The following is a 15,093-nucleotide window of genomic DNA, read 5'->3' as shown; positions in this document are numbered from 1 at the left end:
CATCAGGCAACTTTGTAAATCTGCTACAATTTTATAGCGGGTTTCAAATACCCTCCTGACTCAATCTATGTTTAGATAAATGGACGTATCCTGCAGGCTGAGGATCAAGAATGAAGTATTTTGAATGTGCGGTATGCCATCAGCAGATTTTTTTTGGTGCCTCATTTTGTGAATATTGCAAGACACCCATTGGCTTTGTTGCCTCCGAAAAAGATATGGGCACCTTTCGTAAGGATAGCGAAAATGAATGGGTCAGCCTGAATGAGAGCTATCGTAATCAGAAATTTAAGCCCTGTTTTAATTATAGCCACTATCAGGTCTGCAACTGGATGATTCCCGTCGATGATGAAAATATCTATTGCGAGTCCTGCCAGCTTACCCACACCATCCCCAATTTAGATGAACCGGAAAATATCCAGTACTGGCGTTATCTGGAACAGGCCAAACGGCGGTTTTTATATCTGGCGCAGCGCATGAATATTATGCCGCGGCCAAAACGTTCTGAAGATGACCGCTATGGCCTGCGCTATGAATTTCTAATGCCCATGGAAGGCCAACCGGTGCTGACCGGCCACGCCAATGGTCTGATTACCCTCAATGCCATTGAAGCCGATGTGGTCTATCGGGAAACCACGCGCGTAACCATGGGAGAAAACTACCGCACCCTGCTCGGCCATTTTCGCCATGAAAGCGGCCATTATTATTTTGATGTGATGCAAAACCGCCATCCGGAACTGGTCGATGAATTCCGCTACTATTTTGGTGATGAACGTCAGGATTATGGTATGGCGCTCAAACGCCATTATGAACAAGGCCCGCCCTCCGACTGGCAAGACAGCTATATCAGCACCTATGCCACCACCCATCCCTGGGAAGACTGGGCTGAAACCTGGGCGCATTATCTGCACATGATGGATACTTTGGAAACCGCCTATTTTGCCGGAATCCGGGTGCAAGGTAACGGCCGTACCCTGGCCAATCTGTACTTTACCGAATGCCCGATTGGCGGCAAGGATATTGAACACATTTTAGAAAACTGGATTGCCCTGACCTTTAATCTGAATGCGCTGAATCGCAGTATCGGGCTGGATGATGCCTATCCGTTTAAACTGACCGAGCCGGTAAAAGACAAACTGCGTTTTATTCACCGGCATGTACTGGATAAAGCCTTTAAATCCAATCAGGCCAGTCATCCTGCCTAAACTCGCCTTCAATTCAATGAGATTTGCTACACGATATAGCGTTTACTTAGGCCCCATTCGGCCAGAATCCGGCGGTATAAGGCCGAGGAGCGATCTGCCTCAAAATGGGCTTCCATGCTTAAATCCAGCGGCAGCTCTTCCGGTTTCTGGCTTTCCACCATGTCCTGATCTTCGGCAAAAATCTGCGCATTAAAATCGTAAACTGCTTGCAGGTCGCCGGTGGTATCAAAATTCCGGGTTAAAGGCACAAATAACCGGGTCTGATGGGCCGATACCGGACAACAGGCATTTAAGATTTTTAAGATGCCATCATTCGGAAAATAAATGGTCAAGGTCGCTGCAAAAGGTGGATAAACATCAAATTCACGCGTCCATAAAAAGCCTTCGGGTGCTAAATGCTGCATGCCATGCGGATAATTACTGACATTGGAAATATAGATACTTTTCAGGCCATAGTCAGTGCGTTCGGTATGATATTTCGGCACCACCGGATTGTCCCGATCGGCAAAGGCCTGATGATGTACCCAGGCAAAATGTGCAACATCAATAAAACCTTCTAACTGACGGCCGCTGGAACCGGCAATATCCACACTGGGTGGTAAAATGGATTGATTCTCAGCATCTTCCCAAGTATCCAGCACCGGAAAATTGGCTGCCTGTTCATCGCGCCCGAACAGGCTGGTCCAGACCAGACCATATTTCAGCACCACCGGAAACGTGGTCAGGCTAAAACGCTCCGAAATCTGGGTCAGGTCGGGCTGGGCCGGAATTTTGGTGCATTTACCGGCACGGTTATAGTGCAGCCCATGGTAAGGACAGACAATTTCCTCGCCCTCTACCCAGCCTTTGCTTAAAGGCACACCGCGATGTGGGCAAATATCCCGCACCAGCTGGATGTCACCACTTTCTGTCCGGTACAGCGCCATTTTCACATCTAGCAAGGTCACCTGTTGCGGCTGGCTGCTGACATCCTGAATTCGCGCCACCGGATACCAATGCTGCGCCAGAATATGCCAGTCACTGGCATCAAAGCGGCTGTTATGGGGTTGGGCAAACAGGTGGATTACAGGAATTGCATTCATAGGCTGGCTCACTTTTAAGCTATACAGGGTCAAGAACAAACGGAAATCCGCGGTTTTCTCATGTCGTTTATTGTTAATTTCCTGTTTTAAATTAAGAGCTTCTGCTTTTTCTGTCTATTAGAATGTTTTTGATGATCTGTTCTAAATATTCGAACACTTTAGTCAAAATTGGCCTGAACTGGCGCAGATCTTGCTCTTTTAAAACCTGTCGATATCACGCTGGCCAGGTCTTAAATGGTGAATACCCCATTTTCGCGTTTTTCAGAATATTTTATTGCGGTGGCGCAAACCGGCAGCTTGCGTAAGGCAGCCGAACAGCTGTTTATTTCGGTATCTGCCGTGCATCGACAAATTGTACTGGCTGAACAGGAACTCGGGATTGCGCTGTTCGAACGTCTGAATCATGGGCTACGGCTGACTTTGGCCGGAGAGTTGCTGTATGCCGATCTATTAAAATGGCACAAAGAATTTCAGCAGACCCGCATCCGTTTTGATGAAATTCAGGGCCTGCATCGTGGCAGCATTGAATTTGGCTTAATTTCAGCGCTCAGCGAAAGTTTTGTGCTGCATTCCATGCAACACATGAGGCAGCATTATCCCTGGATTGATTTTCACGTGCATGTGCTGGACAGTGAAAAAGTCGCGCAGATGATTCAGGCCGCGGAGCTGGATTTTGGTCTGCTGCTGAATCCGCAAGCACATCCGCATTTAGAGGTGGTGGCTTTTGTGGAAATTCCGCTGGGTTTTGTGATTCCGGTTGAGCATCCTCTGGCAGAACAAACACCGCTGTATTTTTCCGATACCTTGCCTTATGCCCATTTAATGCCAGCACCACCGCTGATTATTCATGAATATGTCAGCGCGCTGTATAAGCACCATCAGTTTAGTCCGCGCAGCCGCATCGAATGTAATGACATTCGTATGTTAATGTCATTGTTAAAGCAGAATTTGGGCCTGGGGCTAATGAGTTATTTAGATGCTCTGCCGCTCCTGGAACATCAAACAGCCATCTTTAAACCGGTTCAGGACAAAGGTTTATATCCACTGACGCTGGCCCTGTGTGTGGCACCGAAACGGCAACTTTCCCGGATTGCGCAAATCATGATGAAACAGTTAACCGAGCAGATGGAGCAGCTGCAACAGCAGATTGCCCAGCTTTAAAAAACCGGCTGAATCAAAGGTACTACCTTGTCCCGTTGTAAACGGCTGATGCCCTGCACTTTTTGCATTTGATACACCGTGGCCTGAAGTTCCAGTAATTCTTCCGGATGATGGGTCACATAGATCATGCCCAGCTGCAATTCGCGCTGAATGCGTTTTAAAAATGGCAGTATCTGCTGTTTTAACTGCTGATCCAGTCCGCTTAAGGGTTCATCCAGCAGCAATAACTGCGGTGCAGATAATAAAGCCCGGCCAATCGAAACGCGCTGTGCTTCCCCGCCAGATAATTGATGCGCTTTGCGTCGAATCAGCCTGGACAGTTCTAACAGCTCAACAATCTGCTCAAACTCAAATTTACGCTGTGCCAGCGGCTGTAAACCTTCTGCATATCTTAAATTCTGCTCAACATTCAAATGCGGAAATAACAGGGCTTTCTGAAAAATCAGGGCAATTTTACGTTGATGCACAGGCACAAATACCTGCTGCTGGGTATCGAGCAATAAACGGTGATTCAGCACAATCCGGCCCTGTTGCGGCCGTAACAGTCCGGCCAGCAGATGCAAAAAGCTGGTTTTACCAGAACCGGAGGGCCCCAGAATCCCGACAATCTGCTCTGCACAGGTCAGCTGCAGCTGTAATTTGAACTGCGCATTCTGATAATCAATCTGACAATCCAGCATCAGCTTTGCCCCAATTTACGTTGATATCTGTGCAAAATAAAATAATTGGCCAACAAGGCGGCAAAGGCCAAGCCGGTGGATAACAGCACCAGACGCATGGCAGCAGCTTCGCCATCAGGCTGTTGAATGAGCGTATAAATAGCGATGGGAATGGTGCGGGTTTCATCCGGGATATTGCCAACAAAGGTAATGGTGGCGCCAAATTCACCCAGACTGCGGCTAAAGCCCAGAATACTGCCCATAAGAATCCCGGGCAGCACCAGCGGTAAGCTAATACTGAAAAAGACTTTCAGCGGCGCAGCCCCAAGTGAGGCTGCCACCTGTTCCAGCTGTGGATTTAACATTTGAAAAGACAAACGAATCGGTTGAACCAGCAAGGGAAACGCCACCAGCATGGCAGCCAGTACTGCGCCTTTCCAGTTAAACGCCAGCTCAATGCCCCAGTGGGCCAAAACCTGTCCAATCCAGCCTTGCGGGCTAAACAGCACCAGCAATACATAGCCCAGCACTACCGGTGGTAAAACCATCGGCAGTTGTAACATGGCTTCAAGCAAAAACTTGCTGCGAAATTCATAGCGTGCCAGCATCCAGCCCAGACAAATTGCAAATGGCAGGCAAAACAAGGTCGCGACACTGGCCACTTTAGCAGACAGATATAAACCACTTAGTTCTTCGGGACTGAGCATCAAAGCAGCAACCTAGGGACGAAAACCATGTTGAACAAAAATCTTGTGAGCCGCGACGCTACCCAGATAGCGCCGGAACTTGACCGCCTGACGATTCTTTTCACCCTGTTTGGTTAAAGCCGCGGTATAGACAATGTCCGGATGGGTCTGCACCGGAAACGCACCCAGCACTTTTACTTTATCGCTACTGACGGCATCACTGCGATAAACAATGCCGACCTGACAGGCACCGCGCTCGACAAAGGCCAAAGCAGCCCGGGCATCCGACGCGCCAATAATGCGTTTTTCCAGCCGTTTATACCAGCCCAGCTTGGTCAGACTATGTTTGGCATATTTTCCAACCGCCACCGAATCGACCTGTCCGGTACACAGCCGGCCCGTAAAGGCCTGAGGAAAATTAAAGGTAGGATGCGCCCGAAACGGAATCCGCGCATCTTTCAGGGCAATTGCCACCAGCTGGTTATAAATAATTGGTTTGACCTGACTGGCTCTGACCTTGTTGCGTTTCACCAGATAGGTCATCCAGTCCTGATCGGCCGGAAAATAAAGATCGACTTTTGCACCGCGGACAATATGTTTGGCCAGGGTCGATGAAGTGCCAAAAACCGGTACAATCTTGGTTTCTGGATGTTGCAGCTGATAATGCCGAATCACATCCGTCAATGCCGGGCCCAGACTTGCAGCTGCATACACCTGAACGGAATTGGCTCGACTGAATGTGCTTAAGCACAAGGCGACACAGATTAAACCCAGTTGGATGGTCTTCAAAACGCACTCCCTCAATGCTGTATGAATATTCCCTTTAAGCATTGGCCTTTTTGAATCGGCTGATGGGCCGGCACACGCACCAGACAGTTGGCATACATCAGATTACTGAGCATATGCGACTGCTGCTTGGCTAAACTGTGCAGTTTCAATACCCCATCTTCAAAACAGGCGGCCATTCTTAAAATCCTTTCTCTCGCATCGGGCTTTAAGTCATGTTGTATTTGCCCTGTCCACCACGCGGGCGGCTGACTTTGCCCTTGTAATACTTCTAATAAAGTTTGCGTATAGATCGAGATTCCAACATATACCGCCGCAGGATTGCCCGGCAATGCCAATAAGTGACAAAATTTGTTAGCCGATTTTCGGTATCTGGCGAAAAAAACCGGTTTCCCCGGCTTCTGTTTCACTTTCCAGAACACCTGCTCAAAGCCTACATTTAAAGCCACCGGACGGATAAAATCATAATCACCAACCGAAATTCCGCCAGTGCTGATGATGACATCATACTCCTCCTGAAGTTGCTGAAAGTATCGGATTAAGGCAATTTCATTATCTTCCACATGCACAATATGCACAGGTTGATGCCGTGCCTGACACCAGGATGCAATTAAAGGCGCATTGGCATCAAAAATTTTTCCTGCTTGCAGATCTGCAGCCGACTGCGCGACTTCATCGCCGGTAATCAGCACGGCAACTTTAGGCTGCTGATAGACCTGTACCTGATCAATACCGGCCATGCTTAAGGCCGCAATTGCGCCGATATTTAAATATTGTCCGGCTGATGCCAGTAACTGACCTTGGCTAATTTCTTCGCCCACATCCCGGATATCGGCATGCAGTTTGAGCGCAGTCTCTAGCTGAACCAGATGGCTCGACATCCGCTGCACAATTTCCTGACGTGCCACCGTGGTGGTACCGGCAGGAATGGGCGCGCCGGTAAAAATACGCATCGCCTGTCCACGCTGCAGCGTCACATCGGCTGATTGACCGGCCCGGATTTCACCGACCAGCTGGAACTGCGCGCCTGGCGCTATCTCTCCATCGCTACACAGGGCATAACCATCGACTGCACTTTGGGAAAATAAAGGCAGATCAATCCCCGCATAAATATCTTCAGCTAAATAGCGATGCAGGCCCTGTTGTAGTTGCAGGGTTTCCACCTCCAGACAGGGTGTTGCCGCAATCATCTTATCTAGTGCTTGATCCAGACTGATCAACCCGCTTTCTACACCACAACCTGACATTATTGATAGCCTCCTGCATGTGGAATATTTTTCTGCACATCAAAGACATGCACCAAGGCCGGTAATACCGCCAGCAAGGATTCCTTCGCCCCCTGACGACTGCCCGGTAAAGTCATCACCAGACTATTTTCGATATAGCCGGCGACTCCACGGCTTAAAGCCGCATACGGCGTGCGTTTCTGGCCAAAACTGCGCGAGGCTTCCATCAGCCCTGGAATTTCCCGTTCTAATAGCGGAGCCAGGGTTTCTACGGTTAAATCTTTCGGGCCAAGACCAGTGCCGCCAACGGTTAAAATCAGCGGATACTGATTTTTCTGCTGTTCAATTAAGGCCAGCAACTGTTCCGGGCTATCCGGAATCACCTGATACTGAACCTGCTGGAAATTGGCCTCTGCCAATATTTCCAGAATATTCTGGCCGGCGGTATCCGGTTTTTTACCCGCGGCGACGGTATCGGACAGCACAATCACCGAAGCCGGCATCGGCTGCGCCAAGACCCGGCTAAAATGGGATTTACCGCCTTTTTTCTGCTGTAATTTGCATTGATCCAGACACAAATCTTCCGGTTCACAGTGCGGTTTCAGCATGTCGTATAAGGTCAGTCCGGCCAGACTGGCTGCGGTTAAGGCTTCCATCTCGACACCGGTCGGGCCAATAGTTTCTACCGTGGCAATAATTTCGACATGCTGTTCATGCAGTTCATAGTCCACATCGGCCCGGTAAATGGGTAAAGGATGGCATAGCGGAATCAGCTCATCGGTACGTTTGGCTGCCAGAATACCGGCAATACGCGCAGTTTTCAGCGCATCGCCTTTTTCGGTATTGCCCTGACGCAGCAGCTCGATACAGTGCGGCGGCGCATATAAAATGGCACTGGCCACCGCAGTACGATAGGTTTCGGCTTTCATGCCTACATTTTTCATGACTTTATTCCGGAATTATTGATTTAAAAAATTAGGCTTAACATCAAATTTAAAGCGGCCATTGATAGGCGTTTTCGCCTGCATGGGAGTGATTGCAGCAATCGGTATGCGTATTCGCTTCCACTGGCGGATGATCTTTACGAATACAACAGCCTTCGACATACTGGCTGCTGCCATCGCAATAAAATTCTTCTTTCCAGACCGGGACTTCATGTTTGACCCGCTCCACCGCCACCTCACAGGCCTGAAAGGCTTCACGGCGATGCGGTGCATACGCCATGGCAATAATTGCGGTTTCACCAATGGCTAAATCCCCAATCCGGTGGATGACCCGCACATACGACACGCCATATTGCTGCTGAATTTCCTGCTCAATCTGCCGGATCATTTTTTCTGCCACCGGTGCATAGGCGGTATATTTCAGCGACTGCACCGCTTTACCTTCATGATGGTTGCGGACTGTGCCCACAAAAATGCCAATGCCACCACATTCGGGAAAGTGCTGAATCTCATCGAAGCTGGACTGGCTGAGTGGCATATCCTGAATCCGGGCAAACTGTTTTAGATGTTGCATCGTTTAACCTCCTGCCACTGGTGACAGCAACACCAGCGTGGTACTGTGCTGCAAGGTCTGCTGGCGCGGCACAATATCTTCACCAATCGCGCAGGCACACCGCTCGACCAGAGCTGCCGCCGCCGGATAACTGTGGTTTAACTGCAGCAAAAAGTCCGCAATGGCCGTACCGGGCAGACACTGCATCTGCACGGTTTCTGGCAACGCCTGTTTTACAGCGCCAAAGGCTTCAATCTGAATCAGGATATCGTGCATACTTAACCTCCAATCATATACATGCTGATTTTCCGGGCGCTCCCGGCAGTGGTTGTGGCTTGAGAATGAATGGCATGAAAGCCGGCTTTTTTCTGCCAGATATAGCTTTGTAATTGCTGCAGTAACTGCTCACGTGCCGCGGGCGCCATGTGAGTCTGCAGCTGTTCAATCAATGCTTTTAAGGGTACAGGCTGTTCGGCAAACAGACAGTTATACAGTTCACCCTGGGCGCTTAAACGCAACCGGTCACACTGGCCACAAAAGGCATGACTGATGGTGGAAATAATCCCTACCGGGTGGCCATCGACCCGATATTCCCGTGCCGGATTCGCGCCTTGGCTGTGGATGGCTTCGACCGGAAAATGCTGGCTTAAACGCTGCAAAATTTCCTGCTCGGTGACTACATGCGCGGCGCTCCAGCGACCATCACCATCCAGCGGCATAAATTCAATAAAACGTAGCGCAATCTGCCGTGCTTTGCTCCACTGCAAAAGTGGCACCATCTGGTCGTCATTAATGCCTTTAATGAGCACGCTATTCAGTTTGATGGGCAAATGCGCCTGCTGCGCGGCCTGAATCCCGTCGAGTACCGGCTGTAACTGTTTTTGGGTTAGCGTAAAAAACTGCTGCGGATCTAAACTGTCGAGGCTGATATTTAAATCATCCAGACCGGCCTGTTTTAATTCCTGCGCATAGCGGCTCAGATAATGGCCATTTGTGGTCATGGAAATTCTCGCCAAACCCAATTGGCGTAGTGGCTGTAAATCCCGGATAAAATGCACCACACCCTGACGCATCAACGGTTCACCGCCGGTAATCCGGATATATTGAATCCCCTGCTCAACCATCAACTGGCAAAACTGCAGCAAGGCTTCAAAACTCAGCAGCTGATGTTTCTTCATCCATTCAGGATGTTCAGGCATGCAGTAGACACATTTAAAATTGCAACGATCGGTCACAGAAATCCGCAGCTTGCGTTTGCTCCGGCCAAACTGATCCTGAAAATATGCGGGTCTCACGGGAATCTGGGGATTGATCACGCCTGTTATCCTCTGGGCAATTGCTTCATGGCTGTGCAATAGGCAATAGGTTTGCACGGATCACATGCCGCGCTTTAGGCTTGAATTTGCAATTAATGTTCCAACTTTGGGCTTTTGATAAAGAGAGTGTTTAAATTCTGCCCAGCACACGCTAGAAGCGAAGAAATGAGATGATTTTTAAAGAAATTTCAGCTGACGATACTGTTGCAGTTCATCCAGCGAGTTAATACTGTGAAAAAATAGCGCACGATTTTTAAATTTTGCCACCTGAGCATGCATTTCTGCGAAACAGTGCTTTAAACTGCGCTGATGTTGTGCAAGATGCGCGCGAAGTGTGGGCAAACTGCTGCGTTTCATCAGACAAAATGGATACAGCGCCTGTCCGTTCATCATCACATAGGCCACGTCGGCCTGCGGCTGTCTGGCCAGACGCTGATGCAACCGTGGCAGCACATCGGGCGGAATATAGGTCACATCACAGGGAATAAACAGCACATAATCGGCCTGTACATGGCCCCAGGCGCTTTTCATGCCCATCAACGGGCCTAAAAAACCGCCTTCATCATCATGATAACAATGCAGATGCGGCAGCAATCTGGCGTAAATAGAACGATCACGATGGCTATTGATCCACAATTGCTGAATTTCCGTTTTAAAGCGCCGCTGGATTTTGAGCAGCTGGATATCATCATCAAACTTTTGTAGCAGCTTGTTCATGCCATTCATGCGGCGGGCTTGTCCGCCCGCCAGAATGACCAGATCCGTGGCAGGATAATCCATCTGAATGGTGGCATAGTTGCGATTCATGGCATTTCCTCCATCTGACAGGCTTTAATCAGGCCACGAATTTCCGGTAAACATGAACCGCAATTGCCGCCAGCTTTTAAACAGGCCGTGACCTGTTTTTCATGGCTTAACTGCTGCTCCCGAATGGTCTGGATGATGCGGTTTTTGCCAACTTTAAAGCAGCTACATACCAGCGGTCCTTCATTGTTCTGTACCGACATCGCCTGTCCGGCCAGCAAGGCTTTACGATGCGTGGCACTTAAACGCTCACGTTTAAACAGGCTGGCGACCCAGTCCCGATCGGGCAATAAAGCGTTGGGCGCAATATACAGACTGGCGATTAAAATCCCGTCCTGTAACACCACACTATGGCTGATGAATGCCGATGGATCTTCCAGCTGCAGCCATTCAAAGCAGCTATCTTCCAGTTGTAGCAGCTGTTTAATCTGTGCGGCGGTATGTTTAAATTTTTTCCGGTCGGCCAGTTCATAACGCACCGCTTTGGCGGTCTGAATCTTGCTCCACCACGCTACCTGCGCCAAAGTGGCCTGAACTGCCGCTTCATGACCGTGGCGAATATACAGCACGCCCTGCCAGTCGGTATAAAATGGCTGGATGCTAACCGGGGTATGTTTAAATTCGGGTTCGCCGGAAATGGCATCCACCACCGGATTGACCACTTTTCCAATTCGCGCATCGGAAGCGACCTGATCATTCCAGTGAATGGGCACAAACAGCTGACCACGGCGAATACCAGTCGAAACTTCAACCCGCAATACACAACTGCCCCAGCGGGATTTCAGCTCCACCAGTTCCCCATCTTTCAGGCCATATTTCAGTGCATCATTGGGGTGAATTTCACAATAGGGCTCGGCTTTGTGAGTGCTTAAATTGGCCGATAAACCGGTACGGCTCATGGTGTGCCACTGGTCACGAATCCGGCCAGTATTCAGAATGAGAGGATAATCTTCACAAGCGCCATGTACCGGGTCGATGGCCTGAGTGGCAATAAAACGGGCTTTGCCATTTGGAAAGCTAAACTGTCCCTGGGTAAACAGCTGTTCCACCGGTGGATTCTGCTGAGGCGTTAATACTGGCCATTGCAACGGCTGCAGCTGTTCATACTGTTGCAGGCTTAGCTGGCTCAGACCGCTTAAATTAAAGTAGCGAAATAGCGGATAGTCCTGACGCTGTGTCACCGGACCATTTTCACAGGCCGATAAAGCCGCATGTTCCAGAAAAATCTCATGCACATGCTGATAATCGAAACCGCGAAAGCCCATAGCCTTGGCCACCTGACTAATCGCCCACCAGTCGGGCTTGGCCTGACCCGGTGCGGGCAAAAAGGCACGCTGTCTGGAAATACGGCGTTCGGAATTGGTAACACTGCCTTCTTTTTCGCCCCAGCCCAAAGCCGGTAATAAAACATCGGCATAGGCAGTGCTATCGGTATCCTGACAGATATCCGACACCACCACAAAATCACATTGCGCCAAGGCACGTTTGACCTGATCAGCATTGGGTAAACTCACCACCGGATTGGTGGCCATAATCCACAGTGCCTTGATTTTCCCGGCTTCTACCGCTTCAAACAGATCGACCGCTTTTAACCCCGCTTGGATGGCAATTTTTGGACTGTTCCAGAACTGTTGTACCAGCTGCTGATGGGCCCGCTGATCCAGATCCAGATGCGCCGCCAGCATATTGGCCAGTCCACCCACTTCACGCCCGCCCATGGCATTCGGTTGTCCGGTCATGGAAAACGGTGCTGCGCCCGGCTTGCCAATTTTGCCGGTCAACAGATGACAATTGATAATACTGCTGGCTTTATTGACCCCTTGTGAAGACTGGTTCACCCCCATCGAAAACAGGGTCATGACTTTGTCAGTCTGGGCAAATTTTTCAAAAAATAGCTGTAATTTCTCGGCAGAAATCCCGGTACGCGCTGCCACATTTTCTAGCTGCTGCTCTGCCGCACTGGCTTCTAGCGCCTGCTGCAAGCCTTCGGTATAGGCAGCGGTAAAACTGTGGTCCTGATGACCATTTTGCTGTAAGTACTGCAGCAAGCCGTTAAATAATGCAACATCTTGCCCGAGCATAATCGGCAAATGTAAATCGGCCGCTTCACAGGTCGCGGTAAAGCGTGGGTCGACCACCACCACAAACAGATTGCGCTGTTCTTTGGCCTGCATCATGCGCTGATACAGAACCGGATGGCACCAGGCGGTATTGGAACCGACCAGCACCACCATCTCGGTCTGTTCAAAATCTGTATAGCTGGCAGGCACCAGATCTTCGCCAAAAGCCCGTTTATGCGCCGCCACCGCAGAGGACATACACAGCCGCGAGTTGGTATCAATATTAGCCGTGCCCAAATAACCTTTGACAAATTTATTGACCACATAATAGTCTTCGGTCAGCAATTGCCCCGAAACATAAAAAGCAATACTTTCCGGGCCATATTGCTCAATACAATGCTGGAATTTTTGCGCAATTTCGGTGGTGGCAGTCTGCCAGTCTGTTGGCTGACGGTTGTCCTTACGGCCCAGCATTGGGGTTAATACCCGTGTCTCTAGCCCCAAGGTATCGGCCAGATTGCTGCCTTTAATACACAGTTTGCCAAAGTTGGCCGGATGCTGTACATCGCCTTCGACTTTCACCTGCACGCCCTGTGGTGAATGGCTGACATGGGCCTTAACCCCACAACCCACACCACAATAAGGACAGGTGGTTTGTGTAGTCATCGTTTTTAATTCTGTGGAGCTATGCAGTTCCACCACTGGGATACTATTCATTGCTGCTGTGCTCCTTAATCATCTAAATTCACGTAATTCCGATTTTTATCTTGGCTTTATTTGAAATACGAAATTTGTGTAAGCATTCACTATCGTGAGGTGGCATGGATGCCACCGATTCCCATCATTACAGGACGTAATGTATGGGAATCTAAGATTTTTGTTACTTTTGATCTTTCAAAAGTAAGGGAGTGCCTACACGTAAACAGTTGTTTTAGCACTCCATTTGAGGCTATGACATCCTTCTTATGAAGTACTAATTACAGCGATCTAATTACCCTGCTTTCTTTAATGCAAAATCCCGACCAAATAGCAGTTTATTCCGAATCGAAGTGATTGGTGTCTGATCTACAATCAGCTCGGCATACCATGCACCATCCTCGGTATCACCAAACAGTACTGCACCAATGACTTTGTCTTTCTGGATGATGATGCGTTTATAAATCTGACGTTTTTCATCCTTCAGGACAATGTCTTCAAAATCATCTTCCGGTTCAAAATTACCGGCCGAGAACACATCACAACCACTGACTTTGAGCTGGGTCGGAACAGTAGGTGCTTTAAAAGTCAGGCTGCCGTGTTCTGCCAAATGCGAGGCGCAGATGAAGGCCTGTCCCCACAGCGGTTCCACCAGACCAAAAGTTTGACCACGATGTTCGATACACTCACCGACTGCGTAAATACTCGGGTCATAACTTTGCATGGTGTCATTGACCAGCACCCCACACTGACAGCGCAGGCCGGCACTTTGCGCCAGGGCAATATTCGGACGGATTCCCACCGCAAACACCACCAGATCGGCATCGAGCAGCGTGCCATCTTTTAGCCGGACTTGTGTGACATGGCCATTTTCACCAAGCAGCGTTTCGGTATTGGCTTCGGTCAGGATACGAATACCCTTCTGCTCCATTGAAGTTTTCAGCATCAGGCTGGCTTTGCTATCCAGCTGACGATCCATAATCCGGTCCATTAGATGCAGCACGGTAACGTTCATGCCACGCTGTTTCAAACCATAGGCCGCTTCAAGCCCAAGCAAACCACCACCAATAACCACAGCGTTTTGTTTCTGTTCGCAATATTCCAGCATCCGGTTCACATCATAGATATCGCGGAAGCTGAGCACACCGTCCAGCTCTGTGCCCGGAATTGGTGGAATAAAGGGCTGCGAGCCAGTGGCTAAAATCAGCCGGTCATAATTCACCACTTGCCCCGACTGGGTAAAGACCTGCTTGCGTGGACGATCAATTTTCACCGCAGCATCACCGGCAATCAGCTGAATACCTTTTTCGGCATACCAGGCATGCGGATGCAGCATGATATCGTCCACCGTTTTATCACCGGCCAAGACCGGGGACAGCATAATCCGGTTGTAGTTGCCCCACGGTTCTTCGCCAATCACGGTAATCTCGTAACGATCAGGTGCCATATCCAGCAAATCTTCCAGACAGCGCATGCCCGCCAGACCATTACCCACCAGCACCAGCTTCATTTTTTCCTGTTGCACGCCATTATTGGTGATATAGGTTTTTTGTGCGGTCGGACTGACAAAAACCCGGCCCTGTTCAATTTTGCTTGGAAACACCAGTAATTTCTGGTCTTTATCTTCCAGACAGCGGCCGGTGGCCAGACTGAAATGCTGTTTATAGATTGGTGATGCCACCACACGCTCACCTTGCAAATCACCCAGAATACCGCGCGACATCACATTGGCGCCGCTAAACGGGTCCTGATTACTCAGGGCATAAACACGCTGTTCCTGCCCCACACGGAAAATTGCAATCTGCTGGCCTTCCACCAAGGCTGCCACGCCGGTATGTGGTGTAATCTCCTCCAGATGACAGACCTCTACCCAATCCAATTCATTCATATCTTTTAAAATTGTCATCATCGTTATCCT

The 15,093-nt window shown here is 49.4% G+C and carries 14 protein-coding genes; 2 read left to right on the top strand and 12 right to left on the bottom strand.

Features of this window, described 5'->3' with window-relative positions; genetic code table 11:
* Positions 1-110 precede the first annotated feature (110 nt).
* Positions 111-1,202 (top strand): putative zinc-binding metallopeptidase, encoded by a 1,092-nt coding sequence (locus FTU86_RS01815; RefSeq protein ID WP_104488887.1) that lies wholly within the window; start codon positions 111-113, stop codon positions 1,200-1,202.
* Positions 1,203-1,228: 26 nt separating this feature from the next.
* Here the strand turns inward: FTU86_RS01815 and FTU86_RS01810 are convergent, their stop codons facing one another.
* Positions 1,229-2,284, bottom strand: a complete 1,056-nt coding sequence (locus FTU86_RS01810; RefSeq protein ID WP_180048405.1) for an aromatic ring-hydroxylating dioxygenase subunit alpha — start codon at positions 2,282-2,284, stop codon at positions 1,229-1,231.
* 237 nt (positions 2,285-2,521) lie between these two features.
* Here FTU86_RS01810 and FTU86_RS01805 point away from each other — a divergent pair, with 237 nt between their 5' ends.
* The gene (locus FTU86_RS01805) at positions 2,522-3,445 is read left to right on the top strand and encodes a LysR family transcriptional regulator (RefSeq protein ID WP_180036364.1); all 924 of its coding nucleotides are present in this window, start codon (positions 2,522-2,524) and stop codon (positions 3,443-3,445) included.
* Here the strand turns inward: FTU86_RS01805 and FTU86_RS01800 are convergent.
* The 11 genes from FTU86_RS01800 to nirD all read right to left on the bottom strand — a co-directional run bounded on the left by FTU86_RS01800 (position 3,442) and on the right by nirD (position 15,081).
* Entirely contained in the window at positions 3,442-4,125 is a 684-nt protein-coding gene (locus FTU86_RS01800; RefSeq protein WP_180036365.1) for an ATP-binding cassette domain-containing protein, read from the bottom strand. The two genes, FTU86_RS01805 and FTU86_RS01800, sit on opposite strands and share 4 nt — an antisense overlap.
* The gene (modB, locus tag FTU86_RS01795) at positions 4,125-4,811 is read right to left on the bottom strand and encodes a molybdate ABC transporter permease subunit (RefSeq protein ID WP_160243149.1); all 687 of its coding nucleotides are present in this window, start codon (positions 4,809-4,811) and stop codon (positions 4,125-4,127) included. The genes FTU86_RS01800 and modB overlap by 1 nt, the downstream gene beginning before the upstream one ends.
* Positions 4,812-4,823: 12 nt before the next feature.
* On the bottom strand, positions 4,824-5,579 hold the full coding sequence (gene modA, locus FTU86_RS01790; protein ID WP_180036366.1) for a molybdate ABC transporter substrate-binding protein: 756 nt from the start codon (positions 5,577-5,579) through the stop codon (positions 4,824-4,826).
* Between the two features lie 11 nt (positions 5,580-5,590).
* Positions 5,591-6,823: a molybdopterin molybdotransferase MoeA gene (locus FTU86_RS01785; RefSeq protein WP_168405626.1), complete on the bottom strand. Its 1,233-nt coding sequence runs from the start codon at positions 6,821-6,823 to the stop codon at positions 5,591-5,593.
* Positions 6,823-7,746, bottom strand: coding sequence for a bifunctional molybdenum cofactor biosynthesis protein MoaC/MoaB (gene moaCB, locus FTU86_RS01780; RefSeq protein WP_005178124.1), 924 nt, complete (start codon positions 7,744-7,746; stop codon positions 6,823-6,825). The genes FTU86_RS01785 and moaCB overlap by 1 nt, the downstream gene beginning before the upstream one ends.
* Before the next feature lie 49 nt (positions 7,747-7,795).
* Positions 7,796-8,320: a molybdenum cofactor biosynthesis protein MoaE gene (locus FTU86_RS01775; protein WP_016658103.1), complete on the bottom strand. Its 525-nt coding sequence runs from the start codon at positions 8,318-8,320 to the stop codon at positions 7,796-7,798.
* Between the two features lie 3 nt (positions 8,321-8,323).
* On the bottom strand, positions 8,324-8,575 hold the full coding sequence (locus FTU86_RS01770; protein WP_180036367.1) for a MoaD/ThiS family protein: 252 nt from the start codon (positions 8,573-8,575) through the stop codon (positions 8,324-8,326).
* Positions 8,576-8,577: 2 nt separating this feature from the next.
* On the bottom strand, positions 8,578-9,615 hold the full coding sequence (gene moaA / locus FTU86_RS01765; protein ID WP_180036368.1) for a GTP 3',8-cyclase MoaA: 1,038 nt from the start codon (positions 9,613-9,615) through the stop codon (positions 8,578-8,580).
* Between the two features lie 177 nt (positions 9,616-9,792).
* Positions 9,793-10,422, bottom strand: a complete 630-nt coding sequence (locus FTU86_RS01760) for a molybdenum cofactor guanylyltransferase (RefSeq protein WP_127799927.1) — start codon at positions 10,420-10,422, stop codon at positions 9,793-9,795.
* Positions 10,419-13,196: a nitrate reductase gene (locus FTU86_RS01755; protein ID WP_180036369.1), complete on the bottom strand. Its 2,778-nt coding sequence runs from the start codon at positions 13,194-13,196 to the stop codon at positions 10,419-10,421. Before FTU86_RS01755 ends, FTU86_RS01760 begins: the two co-directional genes overlap by 4 nt.
* 274 nt (positions 13,197-13,470) lie before the next feature.
* Positions 13,471-15,081: a nitrite reductase small subunit NirD gene (gene nirD, locus FTU86_RS01750; protein WP_180036370.1), complete on the bottom strand. Its 1,611-nt coding sequence runs from the start codon at positions 15,079-15,081 to the stop codon at positions 13,471-13,473.
* Between the last annotated feature and the right edge of the window lie 12 nt (positions 15,082-15,093).

The organism is Acinetobacter sp. YH12155 (genome assembly GCF_013418255.1).
Taxonomy (GTDB): domain Bacteria; phylum Pseudomonadota; class Gammaproteobacteria; order Pseudomonadales; family Moraxellaceae; genus Acinetobacter; species Acinetobacter indicus.
Note: the sequence above shows the minus strand (reverse complement) of the source record. Positions and strands in the feature narration are given on the sequence as shown.

Coding starts and splice junctions, on each gene's coding strand:
- FTU86_RS01810 (WP_180048405.1), bottom strand. CDS start 2,284: ATGAATGCAATTCCTGTAATCCACCTGTTTGCCCAACCCCATAACAGC.
- FTU86_RS01755 (WP_180036369.1), bottom strand. CDS start 13,196: ATGAATAGTATCCCAGTGGTGGAACTGCATAGCTCCACAGAATTAAAA.
- FTU86_RS01800 (WP_180036365.1), bottom strand. CDS start 4,125: ATGCTGGATTGTCAGATTGATTATCAGAATGCGCAGTTCAAATTACAG.
- FTU86_RS01770 (WP_180036367.1), bottom strand. CDS start 8,575: ATGCACGATATCCTGATTCAGATTGAAGCCTTTGGCGCTGTAAAACAG.
- FTU86_RS01785 (WP_168405626.1), bottom strand. CDS start 6,823: ATGTCAGGTTGTGGTGTAGAAAGCGGGTTGATCAGTCTGGATCAAGCA.
- modB (WP_160243149.1), bottom strand. CDS start 4,811: ATGCTCAGTCCCGAAGAACTAAGTGGTTTATATCTGTCTGCTAAAGTG.
- moaCB (WP_005178124.1), bottom strand. CDS start 7,746: ATGAAAAATGTAGGCATGAAAGCCGAAACCTATCGTACTGCGGTGGCC.
- FTU86_RS01815 (WP_104488887.1), top strand. CDS start 111: ATGAAGTATTTTGAATGTGCGGTATGCCATCAGCAGATTTTTTTTGGT.
- FTU86_RS01760 (WP_127799927.1), bottom strand. CDS start 10,422: ATGAATCGCAACTATGCCACCATTCAGATGGATTATCCTGCCACGGAT.
- nirD (WP_180036370.1), bottom strand. CDS start 15,081: ATGACAATTTTAAAAGATATGAATGAATTGGATTGGGTAGAGGTCTGT.
- FTU86_RS01775 (WP_016658103.1), bottom strand. CDS start 8,320: ATGCAACATCTAAAACAGTTTGCCCGGATTCAGGATATGCCACTCAGC.